We start from the raw sequence: 14,447 nt of genomic DNA, 5'->3' as shown, positions 1-14,447 counted from the left end.
TCATCAGAGATTGTTTGATTATCGAATAAGATTAGCCTCCTGTACCTTCCCTAGACTTTCAATTTGGCAGCAGGCGTCACACATTAAATCTCAGTTAGTAGCTAACAGGATTAGGTTATTTTCATTCGGGATAAATTTAATCGTTGTATTTTTATCAGCATTGGTTATAATAAAGTCATTCGTTTATCACTTGATAAATAAACTTAAGGAGCAAATAAAATGTACTTAGGATTAAAAGAAATGCGCCGTGAACGACTCCGTTTCAGTCTACTCACTGGTGTTATGGTACTAATCGCCTTAGTCGTCTTTGTCTTGGCTGGACTGGCCAATGGGCTTTCGCAAGGAAATCGCCTCGCAATCGACCAGTGGCAAGCAAAATATGTCTATCTCAATAAAGACGCCAATAAGAACATCTCGGCCTCACAACTCACGACGGCAGCCAAGAATGACGTTAAAGGTCGCAAAGTTGTGCCGGTTAGTTTGACTAACACGGCTTTACAAAAAGCCGGCAAATCGACCAAAATTAACATATCTGCACTAGCAACCAACCGCGATGCGTTCGTCATGCCGAAGGTTACGCATGGTCATGCAGTTAATGGCAAGAACCAAGTGATTATTTCTAAGAATCTGAAGGATCAGGGCGTTAAGATTGGCGATCAGATTCGCTTAGGTTCTAACACCCAATTGCTGAAGGTCGTCGGTAGTTATGGGAAAAGTACCTACAGCATTGCGCCAACGTTATATACCGATATCAGTACGCTGGCTCATATCAAATCAGTCGGTGGCCAACCAGTCACAAAGCCACTACCGATCAATGCGCTGATTTCAAAAAGCAGCAAGTTGACTTCAAATGATCACAACTTACAGCGATTACCAATCAACACGTTCATTCAAAATTTACCTGGTTACAGTGCTGAACAGACTACGTTAAATACGATGATTTACTTCTTGTTTGCCATGTCATTAGCGATTATCGGGATCTTCATGTACGTCTTAACGCTACAAAAGCAGTCCCTCTTCGGCGTCATGAAGGTTGAAGGTATTGGGACCAATCATATTCTCGCTAGCGTTGTCACGCAGGCCACTGTGATGAGTCTCATCAGTGTCATTATCGGGCTAGCTGTCACGATTCTAATCGGTAACGTGGCCCCAAGTGGGATGCCATTTGCCCTAAATTATGGTCAGCTCGGCATCTATGGTATTTCACTGGTGGTCGCCTCGATTCTCGGTTCCTTGTTATCATGGCGCACCATTGCTCACATTAACCCAGTTATCGCGATTAAATAGGAGGTTCACATGGCAAACGTAATGGAACTTGTTAATGTCACCAAACAATTCGGTAGCGGTCACGTGGCCGTTAATGCTCTAACCAACGTCAATTTTCAAATCGAACCTGGACAATTTGTCTCAGTAATTGGGCCTTCAGGTTCAGGAAAGAGTACGTTTCTCACAATTGCGGCCGGTTTACAACGACCAACGAGTGGGCAAGTCCTACTCAATGGCGTTGATATCGCTCAACAGACAGAAAAACAACGCCTTCAATATCGATTTGACCACGTGGGCTTTATCTTACAAAGCTCAAACTTAATTCCATTCTTAACTGTCAGTGAACAATTTAAGCTCATCGATCGCCTTGCTCATCAAAAATTCCAAGTAGATGAAATGCGGCAATTACTCGACCGCTTAGATTTACGCGATATGGATAATGCGTTACCAAACGAATTGTCCGGTGGTGAGCGTCAACGAGTAGCTATCGCCAAAGCATTATTCCATAATCCCGACGTCATTTTGGCTGACGAACCGACTGCTAGCCTTGACTCACAACGGTCATTCGATGTGGTTGATCGCTTAGTTAGTGAAGCTCATGACCTGAATAAAGCCATCATCATGGTGACCCATGATGAACGACTGATTACTAAAAGTGATGTAATCTACAAAATTGAAGATGGACAAATGACACGTCAAACTCCAGTCAACAACGCTTAACCAATCACCCAGCCAAGCCTTAGGTTGCCCAAAAGGCTTGGCTTTTTATTGTCTAAAAATCAATTTTTTCGAGCATACATCTCATTAAATTAGGACTAGTTTTTATTGGTCGAGTTCGGTATACTGATTTTTAGTTCATAATTTCACAAGAAACAGAGGTTCTTACACATGACTCAAAAAGTCGCTTTTATTACCGGTGCTGGTCAAGGAATCGGCGCTGCCATTGCTGATCGTTTATCTCGTGATGGTTTTGCCGTTGCCCTTATCGGCCGCACCAAATCTAAATTAGATGATGTCGCTGCTACAATTACAAATCATGGTGGTAAAGCAATCGCACTTGTTGCCGATGTTGCTGACCGCGATCAGGTTTTCAAAGCGGTTGATGATACCGTTGCCCAGTTAGGCGATTTAAATGTCATCGTCAATAACGCTGGTGTGGCACCAACCACTCCGATTGATGACGTGACACCAGAACAATTAACCAACGTGACGATGATTAACACCGGTGGTGTCGTTTGGGGCACGCAAGCTGCTCATGCTGCCATGAAACGGTTGGGTCACGGTGGAAAAATCATTAACGCCACCTCTCAAGCTGGCGAAGTCGGCAATCCAAATTTAACCGTTTATGGCTCAACTAAATTTGCCATTCGCGGTATTACCCAGACCACGGCTAAAGAATTAGCAGCCGATCAAATCACCGTTAACGCGTATGCACCGGGAATTGTCCGGACACCGATGATGATGGACATTGCTCATGAAGTTGGTCAAAATGCCGGTAAAGATGACGAGTGGGGACTACAAACCTTCACAAAAGACATCACATTAAATCGCTTATCTGAGGCAGAAGATGTTGCAAATGTTGTTAGTTTCTTAGCTGGAACTGACTCTGATTACATCACCGGTCAGACAATCACTGTCGACGGTGGCATGGTCTTCCACTAAAATTTAAATCCTATATCTGAAAAGCCATCGATTTTGATATCGGTGGCTTTTTGGTTGCTCATTTAGTTAGTTGAATGATTTTAACGATTGCATAATTAATTCGATAAAACGTGATCGATCAATTTTTAGCAAAACATCTGTATTCTTCGGCTTACCCGTTAATTCATAGTAATCGCAAACCGTTTCTCCTTTGACCAAATCCCCTGTTGTTTCTACATCGACATTCATCAAGTCACTTTCAAACATCGTCGGATCAATCAGCCAGGCAATTGTGCACGGATCATGTAACGGTGCGCCAGAAAAGCCCCATTTTGGATTTTCATGATAAATTTCAAAGAAGTCTAGAAGGCCTTTAAAAGCTTGTGCCACTGGATTATTAATCGTACCAATTGTCGCAATTTCATCTTTCATAATTTGCGCTTGATGTGTGACGTTCAATGGGGCCATTGTTAACGGAATCCCTGAATTCATAACGATCTTAGCGGCTTCCGGATCAACATAAATATTAAATTCCACCGATGGGGTCCAATTACCCAATCCCATCGCACCGCCCATAAAGACAATTCGTTCAATACGTGCGGCCAATTCTGGATACACGCGCAAAAATAAGGCGGCATTCGTCATCGGCCCAGTCACAACTAAAGTTACCTTCTCAGTTGCTTCCCGGATCGTCTTCGCCATCAACTCAATTGCCGTCATATCTTGGGGTTGGAAGTCCGGATCCGGTAAGTCCGCTCCATCTAACCCCGTCTTACCATGAACATTTCCGGCAGTCGCCAATGGTTGCACCAGTGGTGTTTTATTACCACTGGCGACCGGGATATCTTGCCGTTGCAAAAGGGTCAACATCCGCATCGCATTATTTAGCGTTTTTTCAGGCGTTTGATTGCCCGCCGAAGTCGTTACGGCCGCCAACTCAATCTCCGGTGAGGCGACCGCCAACATCATCGCCAAGGCGTCATCGTGGCCGGGATCGCAATCCAGAATAATTTTCTTCATTAGGAACTCCTTTGTGTTTATTATCAGAACACTTAACAATAGTGTATCAGACGATAGTATATTAGAAAACGCTTACACTAGTGCAACTTAACCGTTTGCAATTTAGAGCAAACGGTTATATGATGATTTCATCATATGAAAGGATGATCATCTGATGACATCTCCGTCACCTCGCTTCATCGAAGAACAACATCTCAATGAGGCTCATACATTATTTCAATTACTCAGTAACCCGACTCGGATGCAATTATTGTATCTGCTGGAACAACAAGATTTAACGGTCTCGCAAATCAGTGCTCAATTAGGCTTAGAACAGTCAGCTGCTTCGCATCAATTGGCCAAATTGCGCCAACACCAGCTTATTAGTGCAACCAGACAAGGCAAGACAAATGTGTATCGCTTAGACGACCCGCATATTTTGGATGTTTTAAATGAGGCACTCGAGCACGTTGATCACGTTATTAGGGGAGAAAAGCATGGACACTAATGTCAAAACACGTTATATCACTCAGGGTTTGCACACCGAGTACTTTTCGGTCGCTTGGATGGCATTTGAATTTTTAGTCGGGTTATGTGCCGGAATTAAGGCCGGTTCTATATTATTGGTCGCTTTTGGTTTGGACAGCTTCCTGGAAATTATCGCTGGCATCACGCTCGTCTGGCGGTTACGGCAAGAACAAGCCGGCGCTAGTAAGGAACGAATTGAACAAGCTGAACGGCGCTCCGGTCGCATTGTCGGCGGTATTCTATTACTGTTGGCCGTTTATGTCACCTTGACGGCTGGCTATAATCTCTTGACTCACCAAGCCCCTGAATCAAGCTTTTCAGGGATGGCCATTGCAATCGCTTCGGTTCTGCTGATGCCGATCTTGACCATTCGCAAACGATCGTTGGGCAAGAAAATTAATTCACTGGCCTTAATTGAAGACGGCATGTGCAATATTACCTGCGCTTATATGGCGGCTACCGTTCTGATCGGTGCTATGGTCACAGCCCTATTAGGTTGGTGGTGGGCCGATTCGATCGGTGCATTAGTCCTCGTTTACTTCATCGCTAGCGAAGGTTGGGAAGCTTTTCACGGCGAGGATTAGAATCGCTGCAAGACAAAGAGATGGCCTTTTGAGGACCACCTCTTTTTAAATTAGTTCTAATTTGTACGCAATCATCCGCTCCCCCTTTTTATAAAGGATCGCAAAATTATTTTCCGCGTTAGCCACATCCATTACTCGCACTTTAGCCAGCCACAGCCTATAATTAACCTAGCCAAAAACGTGAGGAGCTTGATCATTATGGCAAAATATAAGTCTAAACCAAACAAACACAAAACCAACATGTCAGCTGCCATTGAAGCTGGTTTAATCGCTGGCGTTATCTCTGGCATGGTCAAGATTGGCTGGGAGGCGCTATTGCCACCGCGCACACCCGAGCGTGATAATCCCAACCCACCGCAACATCTGCTGGAACAATTGCGCTTACCACCACGCCTATTAAATGCAAGTTACACTTACTCAAAACAGCAAATGCCCATTGCTGGCTTTCTCATGCATTTTGGTTTCTCGACAACATTTGCTGTTGCCTACGCATTAGCCGGACAACGACTGCCAAAAGTAAAAGCTGGCCATGGTGTTATCTTTGGCTTAGGTGTATGGGCAGCTTATCACCTGTACTTATTGCCAAAAATGCATACCATTCCGGCCGCAAAAGATCAGCCACTAGCAGAGCATCTCTCAGAATCTTTTGGTCACGCAGTTTGGATGTGGACCAACGACGTATTCATCAGCCAACTCTACCAAACCCTAAATCACAAACAATGAGGATATTTTCATGACAAAACAAACTTTTTACCACGCCTGCTGGTACGTTGCCGGCGGGTTAGCAACCCTCGCAATGATAACTGGCATCCTCGAAGCAATTCGTTTAATGTTACGTATCTTGCTTAACTAAACAGGATTGGTTGCAATCTTGCAAAGATAACAATTGTTTTATTGCTAAATTTACCATGGTTATTAATGACCAAATTTGTATACTTTTCCTGTAATATTCAACGACTTTGAGTTATTGGGCGCTCTTTAAGACCATCGCCTTGCACTTCTAACCGTTACCTGGCAGAATTAGGCATTACTTGATTCGTTAACTCGGTTGGTTAGCGACCTTTAGGAGTTGGTTTCATGCAACGTTTGAAACGTTATTTCGTTCTTGAACCTAATGACCAAACAGATATCACCCTAGTCTTTTGGCTAGGGAAGTCTCCTTGGTTATCATGGTTTCTGATTATTTTAACTGCTGTCTGTGGCATACTGAGTGAATTACTGCCGGATTTACAGCATACTCACCTACTACCCCAAGGCTTCCCTGCTTGGTTAAATAATATCGTCGTATTCGGTGGTTGGTATAGCTATTATATCGCGGGAATTGTGTTTTTCTTTTTCTGGCAATTAAGCCGCTGGTTACACCGCCGTCAACGACCTGCACCGCCTCGACGGACCGGAATCATCGAATCAATTTTGGCCATTATCATCATTACTTATTTAGGTGGTGTCTTAGATAGTTGGGCTAGCCAAATCGGTGCTGCAGCGAAGATTAAAGATGTGACAGACGCCGCTGAAGGTTTGGTCACTGTTCATGGAACCATCTGGCAACGCTTTGTCACCTATATGATCAACAACTGGTATGAACTGCCTAGTGAAGATGTCTTCCGCCTGAGTCTGTTCACGATTTTATTTGTGGCCTTGTGGTGGATTAACCGTCCTACCTTACGATATTGGTTGGCATTTCTCATGACCGCCCTACTATTTGGTGCCTGGCATTATAGTTCTTACGGTTACAACCTGCCGGAAGCTGTTTTTGAAGTTGGCCTCCCCACCATCATTGACGGCTGCCTATGGTTACGAACACGCAACTTATGGACCTTTACCGCCAGCCACTTTTTGTACGACTATTCTGGAAATTTTTAGGTAAAATAAGTGCCTGTAAATGAGCTTTAAATCTCTCATTTACAGGCACTTTTATGTGACACAATTTTTTAAAGTTAGCTTTTATTTTTTCAGTCAGCGATCGAAATCAACTGATATCACGAACATGAATTGAGCTTGTACATTACCTTCAATCGTCAAAACAGAATTAACTGACAACTTTTTAAAAAGAATACATCTTCTTTCATCAATGACTCGGCTAACCATCACAACCGCAACATACTCACATCATTGCTGCCAGTTATTGAGAATATCTCACTAAAATTTCAGTACATAATCCGTCATATTTAGAAATTCATGAGTGATTAACGAGCATCCTCCCAGCAATGTTGCATACTGTGAATTTTGTGCCAATTGAATCAGAGAACGGTTTTCTGCAATTTGCCGATAATCCTGACGTATTTCGGACAACAATTCTGGTAAAGCCTCAATAAGTGGTGAATTAAGAAAAATAACTTCTGGGTCAAAATTTGCAGCAACGTTAAATAAAATTTTTGAAATAGCGGCACAAAATTCTTTTAAAATCCGTTTTATATCCGCGTCATCTGCCAAAAACAAGGTGACTAAGTCCTGTCGTTGAATAGTGGAATCTTCCTTAATCGACTGTGCTAGCCCAATAATCGCATCTTCAGAGCAATAATCCTCAACCTTGCGAAATTGATCCATCACACCTACATTAGCATCCATCATAATGCTTCGTCCGATTTCACCGGCTTCACCATGGAGGCCACGATACAGCCGGCCGTTAATGATAATTCCCGCACCAATTCCTTTATGGATACTAACCGTTAAGGTGTTATTAAAATCCCCAGCACTATTGAAATCTCGTTCATAAATGGCCGACAGGTTGGCTTCGTTTTCAATCACAACTGGGACCGAAAACTCGTTTTCCAAGTCTGTTTGAAGATTTTCGTGCGACATATCTAAAAAAGGCGCATAAGTTATGCGATTGTTATCAACAATTCCAGAAACAGCCACGCAAATCCCCAATAAGCCACGACTAGTATCAGAAATCCTTAGAACATGTAATTTTGCCACCATTAATTCTAAAATTGCCGACATATCAAAGCCAACGATGTCGTAATTATTGAATGAGATAATTTCTCCGCCAAGATAATTAACCATCATATGCAAATGCCGGTAGCCAATTTCAAAACTAACAGTATACCCCCAATGACCATTTATTTTAGTGAAACGAGGCCGACGACCACCATTGACGGACGCCTCGCCTTCACCGAGTTCTACGACAAGGTTTTCATCCTGAAGCATATTAAAAAGCGTAGATACAGTCGATTTATTTAGTTTAAGCCGTTTGGAAATGTCAATTCGAGAAATGGGTCCCTCGTTGAAAATTTGCTGCAACACCAACTTTTGGTTCACATCCCGCATCACATCTTGATTTAAAACTTTTTTCGCCAATAGTTGTTCCTACCTTGCTTTTTTATCATAAGTATAAACCAGAATAGTAGCTATCAGCTCAAAAACGAAAAATGGTACCTTTTATAGTTCGATATCTGCCGCCTAAACAGATCGCTGTCGAACTTCTATAAATCACGTCTAAAATTCAATAATTGATGACTCAAATCCGCTGTTTTCCCATAGATTTGTCGATAAATTTCATGTAATTTTTGATAATTTCGAACATTTTCTGTAATCGGCCGATAAACCTTATCAAAATGAACAAATTCTTTCGCACAATCTGCTAGAGTGTCAAACCACCCTAAGCCGACTGCAGCTAACATTGCAGCTCCCATTCCTGGACCCTGTTCGTTTTTTAAGCTCACTACTTTTGTATTAAAAATATCTGCTTGAATTTGTAGCCACACCGCACTTTTGGCCCCACCACCAATCGAAACAGCGGTATCAAATTGGCTGCCTTGTTCTTTAAACAGATCCAAAATATCCCGAAATGAAAAGACAATTCCTTCAAGGATGGCACGGACAAAATCACTTCTTTTTTGCGTGCCATCTAAACCAATAAAGCTACCGCGAATATCTGCATCTGCATATGGTGCCCGTTCACCAACAATATAAGGTGCGAACAACAATCCATGGCTACCAACAGGTGCACTCGACGCAGTTGATACAAAATCACTAAAGTCTTCATCGGGGGCGAACGTTTTTTTAAACCAATTTAAACTATATCCGGCCGCAAGTGTGACTCCCATCGAATAATAAGCATTTGGAATCGCATGGTTTTCAAACTGCAATTGACCGTGATAATTCACAGTAGGATCATCCTCAAATTTCAAAACAACGCCCGATGTACCAATGCTGGATAAAACCATATTTGATTTAAGGATTCCAGCGCCAATTGCCCCACAGGCATTATCTGCCCCACCAGCAAAAACCTTTGTATGATTATCCAATCCTGAAAAAGCTGCATAACTTGTCGAAATATTGCCAACGTAGTCAACAGATTCAAGTAACGGCGGACACATTGAACGAGGAATTCCAAAACGATCGCAAATAACTTCACTCCATTGATGGCCGATGACATCAATCATTACAGTGCCAGAAGCATCTGAATAGTCCATTCCTAATTTTCCTGTCATTCGATATCTTAAGTAATCCTTCGGAAGTAAAAAGGTAGTCGCTTGGTTAAAGATATCTGGTTCATGTTCTTTAACCCATAATAGTTTAGGTAAAGTAAAGCCTTCCAGTGGTTCATTTCGAGTAATGTTAACAAAGTCATCACCCATTGCCCGCATGATTTCTGTTCGCTGTTCACTAGTTCGTGTGTCATTCCAGAGAATTGCTGGTCGCAAAACTTGATTGTTTTCATCTAATAAAACTAACCCATGCATTTGTCCTGAATAACTGATCCCGTCAATATCTTCAGATCGAATATGATCATTTAATATCAACCGCACGATAGCCACCGTCGTTCCAGAAACCCAATCTTCAGGGTTTTGTTCACTATAACCGGGTGCTGGCTGATGCAAATCATACGCATAACTTTCTTGGGCCACTATTTTACCATGACGATCAACGGCTGATACCTTAACGGCGCTGGTTCCTAAATCAACACCTAATACATAACTCATGATTCATCCTCCTAAAAAAAGAGAGTGAGGACTTGCCTCACCCTCTCTGTTTAACTTTTATAACATAATTACTTGCCTAAGGTATCAACAATGTAGTGGTTGATAGTATCTTTAATTTGTTCCAAATGGTCAGAGTGAGTTGCAGCAATTAATTCAGACTGTGGTTTATCGATTGCATATGCTTCCAGTGATTTAAAGTCTGCCTTGCCGCTTTCAATATCTGCGCCTATGCCAGATTTATATGATGCGTATCGGTTGTCTTTAAGATCTTCCAATACTTTATCTTCATACATTCTTTGAGCCACTAAGAGACCGGCAGCAAAGCTGTCCATCCCCACAATGTGCCCGTAGAATAAATCATTTGGTTCAAACGATGAGCGTCGTGGTTTTGAATCAAAGTTTAATCCACCGTGAGGACCGATTCCCCCATTTAGAATTACTTCATACATCGCAGCAGTTGTTTCATACAAATCAGACGGATATTCATCAATATCCCAACCAATTAACTTGTCCCCTTGATTAGCATCAAGTGAACCAAGTAATCCTGCGTCAACCGCGGTCTTAATTTCGTGTTGATAAGTATGGCCAGCAAGATTGGCATGGTTGCCTTCCAAGTTCAACTTAAAATCGTCTTCCAAGCCATATTCTTTCATAAAGGCAATCGTTGTCGCGGCATCAGTATCGTACTGATGGGTCGTTGGTTCCTTTGGTTTTGGTTCCAACAACATTTGTGCATCAAAACCAATTTCGTTCGCATAATCCTTAGCCATATGGAAGAATTTGGCCGCGTGTTCTTGTTCTTCCTTCATATTTGTGTTCCAAAGTGACTCATAACCTTCACGGCCACCCCAGAAAACATAGTTTTCCGAACCCACACGCTTACCAATTTCGAGACTGTGTTTTAATTGTGCAGCAGAATAAGCAAAGATGTCGGCGTATGGTGCAGTTGCAGCACCTTCAACAAAACGAGGGTTACTGAATAAATTAGACGTATTCCATAATACTTTCATACCAGATGTTTTTTGATACTCAACAATCTTATCAACGACTTTATCCAAGTTCGCATTAGTTTCCCGTAATGTATTTCCTTCAGGCGCTAAATCGCGATCATGGAAGCACAGGAAATCAACACCAAGTTTGTCATAAAACTCAAATGCTGCATCGACTTTTGCTAAAGCAAGGTCCATCGGATCCGTGAATTTATCGTAGGGACGCTGAGCAGTTCCATCACCAAATGGATCAACTAGCCGCTGGTCAAAAGTATGCCAATAGGCAACTGCAAAACGCAACCAGTCCCGCATCTTTTTGCCACCAACCATTTTATCTGGCTGGTAGTAATGAAAACCTAGTCCAGATTTCAAATTGCTTGTACCTACATAAGGCACCTTGTCAACATTCCAATAAGCCATGATTATGAACCTCCATTTTTTATGTTAGTTTTCCTAAACAACCAACTTACGAATCAAACTATATTCGCATGTTTCTATTTTTGCAACCCCTTTCATTAATTTTATTTTATTATCGACCACGTCCTGACAATTGCTTCTTTATATACCTACTTTAAAATCATCAAATATACATCTATGCTTGCTACGCCGGGATCTGTCTCCACCAACTAATAAAACGGTTTACCGTCCTAATAATGATTGTGATAAAAATCACTATTTTAGAGAAAGCGCTTGCATTATTTCAGCAAACGCGCCACAATGTCACCAGTTAGTTTTTCGGTTCTACTAACTCGTTTCTTTCGTGTTATTAGACCAACTTACAAAGGCGTTACAGACTAACTATAAACATGAGGAGTTTGCTGCTATGCATAAAGTATCGACCGGTTTCGTTTATTTCTTTGGTGCCTTAGGCGGTCTTCTATTTGGCTATGACACTGGTGTCATCTCTGGAGCAATTTTATTTATTCAAAAACAGCTTCGTTTGGGTTCGTGGCAACAAGGTTGGGTTGTCAGTGCTGTCCTTCTAGGTGCTGTACTAGGTGCCGCAATTATCGGACCTATGTCTGATCATTATGGACGGCGTAAATTAGTTCTACTGTCATCCGTCATTTTCTTTGTGGGAGCGTTAGGATCAGCTTTTTCACCTGAATTTTGGACGCTAATCCTTTCTCGAATCGTCTTAGGAATGGGTGTTGGTGCGGCCTCTGCACTCATTCCAACTTACCTGTCGGAATTATCACCGGCGGATAAACGTGGAACGGTTTCAAGTCTGTTCCAACTCATGGTAATGACAGGCATTTTATTAGCTTATATTACCAATTACAGTTTCTCCGGATTCTATTATGGTTGGCGCTGGATGCTAGGCTTTGCGGCGATTCCAGCGGCAATTCTCTTCTTAGGAGGACTCTTGTTACCTGAAAGCCCACGTTTCCTAGTAAAGACAGGACAGCTTGAGACTGCTAAGCAGGTTTTAGATCAAATGAATCATCACGACCAAGCAGCCGTTGACACAGAGCTTAAGCAAATTACTCAACAAGCTTCTATTAAAAGTGGTGGTTGGCATGAGTTATTTGGCAAAACTGTCCGACCAGCCCTAGTCATTGGCGTCGGTTTAGCCATTTTTCAACAAGTAATGGGTTGTAACACGGTTCTTTACTACGCCCCGACTATTTTCACTGATGTTGGTTTTGGTGTCTCGGCAGCTTTACTCGCTCATATCGGCATTGGCATTTTTAACGTCATCGTCACGGCAATTGCCGTTGCTGTCATGGATAAAATTGACCGTAAAAAAATGCTTATTGGTGGTGGTATTGGAATGGGTGTATGCCTCTTAATCATGAGTATTGCAATGAAGTTTTCTCATGGATCAACCACTGCCGCAATCGTTTGTGTCATCGCACTAACCATTTATATTGCATTTTTCTCAGCAACTTGGGGTCCAGTAATGTGGGTCATGATTGGTGAAGTATTCCCGCTAAATATACGTGGTTTAGGGAACTCTTTCAGCAGTGTGGTCAACTGGGGTGCTAACATGATTGTTTCACTTACATTTCCACCATTGCTTAACCTATTTGGTACCGGCAGTCTTTTCATCGGTTACGGCATACTTTGTTTTGTGGCAATTTGGTTTGTTCATGCTAGGGTCTTCGAAACTCGCAATCGTTCACTCGAAGATATTGAAATGTCTTTACGAGCACGTGCCGGAGAGCCAGAAACATCAACTGACAAAACAGTTTCTTCAGACAGCCTTAACTAAATATTTCTTTTAAAGGAAGTGGATTTATATGCTGCTCAAACAGCTCTTTAAAACACTTTGTATTTGGGCCAATCGTCCTTTAACAAAGAAAGATCCGGTCCAACCACCTTTTTTCACACCACTTTGGTGGTAACTCCGAATATATACGATTTACTAAACTAATTTTTAAGACAGGTTCATTGAATGAAAAAACGTTATCAAACTTCAATTAGACCATTTGACATTTTTAATAATCAACAGATTTACCAGTATAAGCTTCAAAATGACAATGGCGTCTGTATCTCAGTACTCAATCTTGGCGGAATTCTGTATGAAATCACGATTCCAACAAAAAAAGGCCCGCGTAATCTCGTCTTAAATTATCCTAATAGTACCGACTATTTTGATAATCCATTCTATGTCTGCATGGCAATTGGGCGAACTGCGGGGCGTATCAGCAACGCTGAATTTCAACTAAATGGTCATTCTTATAAATTGCTCCCAAATGAAGGAACCACCTTATTGCACGGTGGACCGCACGGTTTTAATTCTCAGGTCTGGTCTGGAGAATTAACAACGCGGCATGGAATTCCCGCCATTCACTTAACGAGGATTCAACGCCCTGAAGATGATGGATTCCCTGGTATTTTGCAAACCTCAATTTACTACCAATTGTCAGAGGACAATACAATTACTATTGAATTTGTTGGTACCAGTGACGCCGATTCGCTTTTCAATCCAACCCTGCATACCTATTTTAATCTTGGTTCCGATAACACAATTCTGCAACATACCTTACAAATTAATAGCACAAGACGATTGTTAACTTTACCCAACAAAGTCCCGACAGGCCAATTTTTATCAACCACTTCTACACCCTTTGATTTTCACCAATCGCGTCAACTTGGTTTCGCCATTAATCAACTAAAGAACACTCAGGAAAAAGGACTAGATGATGTTTTTGATGTTCAACCAGACGACAACAATATTGTCGCAACTTTAAATGATCCTACCAGCAATACGAGTGTTGCCATTGAATCAGCACGTAATGGTCTCGTTGTTTTTACGGCAAATTCTTTCACACATTCACACATGAACTTCATCCGAACCAACGGTACTGGCAACCCTTATCTAGGTGTTGCACTTGAAGCTCAAAATCTGCCTGATGCAACTAAACATGCTCAATTTGGTACGACAATTCTTCGGGCAGGAGAAACTAAAACTGAACAAATTAAATATCATCTCAGCTTTGAGAAAACTCAAAACTCAATTTAATCAATTTTTTGAAGCGACTCGCATCACTTTATAAAACACATAA

13 protein-coding genes are annotated in these 14,447 nt (G+C 41.9%); 9 read left to right on the top strand and 4 right to left on the bottom strand.

Annotation, left to right across the window (positions count from 1 at the left end):
• Positions 1 to 219: 219 nt before the first annotated feature.
• The 3 genes from ACYQ0Y_RS07405 to ACYQ0Y_RS07395 all read left to right on the top strand — a co-directional run bounded on the left by ACYQ0Y_RS07405 (position 220) and on the right by ACYQ0Y_RS07395 (position 2,928).
• Positions 220 to 1,287 (top strand): ABC transporter permease, encoded by a 1,068-nt coding sequence (locus tag ACYQ0Y_RS07405; RefSeq protein ID WP_407882889.1) that lies wholly within the window; start codon positions 220 to 222, stop codon positions 1,285 to 1,287.
• Positions 1,288 to 1,296: 9 nt separating this feature from the next.
• On the top strand, positions 1,297 to 1,986 hold the full coding sequence (locus ACYQ0Y_RS07400; protein WP_407882887.1) for an ABC transporter ATP-binding protein: 690 nt from the start codon (positions 1,297 to 1,299) through the stop codon (positions 1,984 to 1,986).
• Between the two features lie 168 nt (positions 1,987 to 2,154).
• A complete protein-coding gene (locus ACYQ0Y_RS07395; RefSeq protein WP_407882885.1) occupies positions 2,155 to 2,928 on the top strand; it encodes a (S)-acetoin forming diacetyl reductase in 774 nt (257 codons plus the stop codon).
• A 66-nt stretch (positions 2,929 to 2,994) separates the two neighbouring features.
• On the opposite strand, the gene rihA is transcribed toward ACYQ0Y_RS07395, so the two are convergent.
• Positions 2,995 to 3,927 (bottom strand): pyrimidine-specific ribonucleoside hydrolase RihA, encoded by a 933-nt coding sequence (rihA, locus tag ACYQ0Y_RS07390; RefSeq protein ID WP_407882883.1) that lies wholly within the window; start codon positions 3,925 to 3,927, stop codon positions 2,995 to 2,997.
• A 154-nt stretch (positions 3,928 to 4,081) separates the two neighbouring features.
• Between rihA and ACYQ0Y_RS07385 the strand changes: the two genes are divergently transcribed.
• The 4 genes from ACYQ0Y_RS07385 to ACYQ0Y_RS07370 all read left to right on the top strand — a co-directional run bounded on the left by ACYQ0Y_RS07385 (position 4,082) and on the right by ACYQ0Y_RS07370 (position 6,881).
• Positions 4,082 to 4,414, top strand: coding sequence for an ArsR/SmtB family transcription factor (locus tag ACYQ0Y_RS07385; protein WP_407882881.1), 333 nt, complete (start codon positions 4,082 to 4,084; stop codon positions 4,412 to 4,414).
• Positions 4,404 to 5,018 (top strand): cation efflux transmembrane domain-containing protein, encoded by a 615-nt coding sequence (locus ACYQ0Y_RS07380; protein WP_407882879.1) that lies wholly within the window; start codon positions 4,404 to 4,406, stop codon positions 5,016 to 5,018. The genes ACYQ0Y_RS07385 and ACYQ0Y_RS07380 overlap by 11 nt, the downstream gene beginning before the upstream one ends.
• Before the next feature lie 198 nt (positions 5,019 to 5,216).
• A complete protein-coding gene (locus ACYQ0Y_RS07375) occupies positions 5,217 to 5,741 on the top strand; it encodes a DUF1440 domain-containing protein (protein ID WP_407882877.1) in 525 nt (174 codons plus the stop codon).
• A 354-nt stretch (positions 5,742 to 6,095) separates the two neighbouring features.
• The gene (locus tag ACYQ0Y_RS07370; RefSeq protein WP_407882875.1) at positions 6,096 to 6,881 is read left to right on the top strand and encodes a CPBP family intramembrane glutamic endopeptidase; all 786 of its coding nucleotides are present in this window, start codon (positions 6,096 to 6,098) and stop codon (positions 6,879 to 6,881) included.
• A gap of 276 nt (positions 6,882 to 7,157) precedes the next feature.
• On the opposite strand, the gene ACYQ0Y_RS07365 is transcribed toward ACYQ0Y_RS07370, so the two are convergent.
• The 3 genes from ACYQ0Y_RS07365 to xylA form a co-directional block, all read right to left on the bottom strand.
• Complete coding sequence (locus tag ACYQ0Y_RS07365; protein ID WP_407882873.1) at positions 7,158 to 8,318, bottom strand: ROK family transcriptional regulator; 1,161 nt, start codon at positions 8,316 to 8,318, stop codon at positions 7,158 to 7,160.
• A gap of 125 nt (positions 8,319 to 8,443) precedes the next feature.
• On the bottom strand, positions 8,444 to 9,946 hold the full coding sequence (gene xylB, locus ACYQ0Y_RS07360; RefSeq protein WP_407882871.1) for a xylulokinase: 1,503 nt from the start codon (positions 9,944 to 9,946) through the stop codon (positions 8,444 to 8,446).
• A gap of 68 nt (positions 9,947 to 10,014) precedes the next feature.
• The gene (gene xylA, locus ACYQ0Y_RS07355; RefSeq protein ID WP_407882869.1) at positions 10,015 to 11,355 is read right to left on the bottom strand and encodes a xylose isomerase; all 1,341 of its coding nucleotides are present in this window, start codon (positions 11,353 to 11,355) and stop codon (positions 10,015 to 10,017) included.
• 403 nt (positions 11,356 to 11,758) lie between these two features.
• Between xylA and ACYQ0Y_RS07350 the strand changes: the two genes are divergently transcribed.
• Both ACYQ0Y_RS07350 and ACYQ0Y_RS07345 read left to right on the top strand, forming a co-directional pair.
• A complete protein-coding gene (locus ACYQ0Y_RS07350; RefSeq protein WP_407882867.1) occupies positions 11,759 to 13,150 on the top strand; it encodes a sugar porter family MFS transporter in 1,392 nt (463 codons plus the stop codon).
• A 183-nt stretch (positions 13,151 to 13,333) separates the two neighbouring features.
• Positions 13,334 to 14,404 (top strand): aldose epimerase family protein, encoded by a 1,071-nt coding sequence (locus ACYQ0Y_RS07345; protein WP_407882865.1) that lies wholly within the window; start codon positions 13,334 to 13,336, stop codon positions 14,402 to 14,404.
• Positions 14,405 to 14,447 lie beyond the last annotated feature (43 nt).

This window comes from Furfurilactobacillus curtus (assembly GCF_054657915.1).
Note: the sequence above shows the minus strand (reverse complement) of the source record. Positions and strands in the feature narration are given on the sequence as shown.

Excerpts from the sequence above, each read along its gene's own strand:
- rihA (WP_407882883.1), bottom strand. The coding sequence starts at position 3,927 with ATGAAGAAAATTATTCTGGATTGCGATCCCGGCCACGATGACGCCTTG.
- ACYQ0Y_RS07375 (WP_407882877.1), top strand. The coding sequence starts at position 5,217 with ATGGCAAAATATAAGTCTAAACCAAACAAACACAAAACCAACATGTCA.
- xylA (WP_407882869.1), bottom strand. The coding sequence starts at position 11,355 with ATGGCTTATTGGAATGTTGACAAGGTGCCTTATGTAGGTACAAGCAAT.
- ACYQ0Y_RS07345 (WP_407882865.1), top strand. The coding sequence starts at position 13,334 with ATGAAAAAACGTTATCAAACTTCAATTAGACCATTTGACATTTTTAAT.
- ACYQ0Y_RS07400 (WP_407882887.1), top strand. The coding sequence starts at position 1,297 with ATGGCAAACGTAATGGAACTTGTTAATGTCACCAAACAATTCGGTAGC.
- ACYQ0Y_RS07370 (WP_407882875.1), top strand. The coding sequence starts at position 6,096 with ATGCAACGTTTGAAACGTTATTTCGTTCTTGAACCTAATGACCAAACA.
- ACYQ0Y_RS07350 (WP_407882867.1), top strand. The coding sequence starts at position 11,759 with ATGCATAAAGTATCGACCGGTTTCGTTTATTTCTTTGGTGCCTTAGGC.
- ACYQ0Y_RS07395 (WP_407882885.1), top strand. The coding sequence starts at position 2,155 with ATGACTCAAAAAGTCGCTTTTATTACCGGTGCTGGTCAAGGAATCGGC.
- ACYQ0Y_RS07380 (WP_407882879.1), top strand. The coding sequence starts at position 4,404 with ATGGACACTAATGTCAAAACACGTTATATCACTCAGGGTTTGCACACC.
- xylB (WP_407882871.1), bottom strand. The coding sequence starts at position 9,946 with ATGAGTTATGTATTAGGTGTTGATTTAGGAACCAGCGCCGTTAAGGTA.
- ACYQ0Y_RS07405 (WP_407882889.1), top strand. The coding sequence starts at position 220 with ATGTACTTAGGATTAAAAGAAATGCGCCGTGAACGACTCCGTTTCAGT.
- ACYQ0Y_RS07385 (WP_407882881.1), top strand. The coding sequence starts at position 4,082 with ATGACATCTCCGTCACCTCGCTTCATCGAAGAACAACATCTCAATGAG.